General features: G+C 60.6%; 1 protein-coding gene. It reads right to left on the bottom strand.

Going from position 1 to position 857, the window contains the following annotated elements; all coding sequences use genetic code 11:
* Nucleotides 1-857, bottom strand: an 857-nt coding sequence (locus AC3Y5R_RS24155) for a baseplate J/gp47 family protein (protein ID WP_489923419.1), incomplete at both ends; no start/stop codon positions are given.

Below are 857 nucleotides of genomic sequence, written 5' to 3'. Positions count from 1 at the left end.
ACCTCTTCAGTATCCGGGTTCAGCCTGATGTTAAAGTCCACAACGTGCGGCGTCGGAACAAAAACCAGAACGTCAGCGCCAGCAACGGGAGCAAGCGGTTCGATATGAGCCTGCGCCGCCGCAACCGTCGCGGCGTCCGGAATGGGGTTAATCAGATCGCTGTTCGCCACCATTACGCCCACCGTGCCGCGTCCCATCCAGTGGCGGTAAGTCCATGCGCGGGTAATTCCCGGCACCTCTTTTGCCCACACCTCATAATCAGTATCTGCGCCCCCCTGAGGCGGCCAGTACCAGCGTTCAATGATACGGGACCGCCAGAGCTCCAAATCCTCAATATCCGCACCACCCTGAATGCTGTCGGCAACCCCGGCGGAGGGAAGGCCCGTGATCGGGGAAGTCAGCCGCATTGCCAGACCATCATCGGTGTTACCCGTGCCCCCCGTAACATCACAGACAACCGGCACGCGGAGAACGCCGCCGGATGATGCAGCCGCAGCGGAGGTTGTGAACGTCACCAGATCATCACGCTGGATTGTCACGCCTGCAGGCACAACGATGCCGCTGAATGAGACGTCCCAGCGCACAAATCCCGACGCCTGTGTGGCCGCTTTACGCGGTGCGCGTTTCATATTTCCGTGCCGCTTCAGCCAGTCCTCGTCTGCCAGGTCCGGCAGCAGATTTCTCGCCAGATAATCGATATACCCGTAAACCGTGTGAACTGCTGCTGCCTGTACGCGCCCGTAGACTTCGGCGTCTGTGCGGCGCAGGGCGGCCAGCGTGCTGTCGGCGGCAAGGCGGGTCTGAATATCGCTGCGGATCGTGGTAATTAACTGCGGAAGGGTTGGACGGTTAAAGCC

This window comes from Erwinia sp. 009765445, assembly GCF_058137865.1.
The sequence above is the reverse complement of the archived record's forward strand: the minus strand, read 5'-3'. Positions and strand labels throughout refer to the sequence as shown.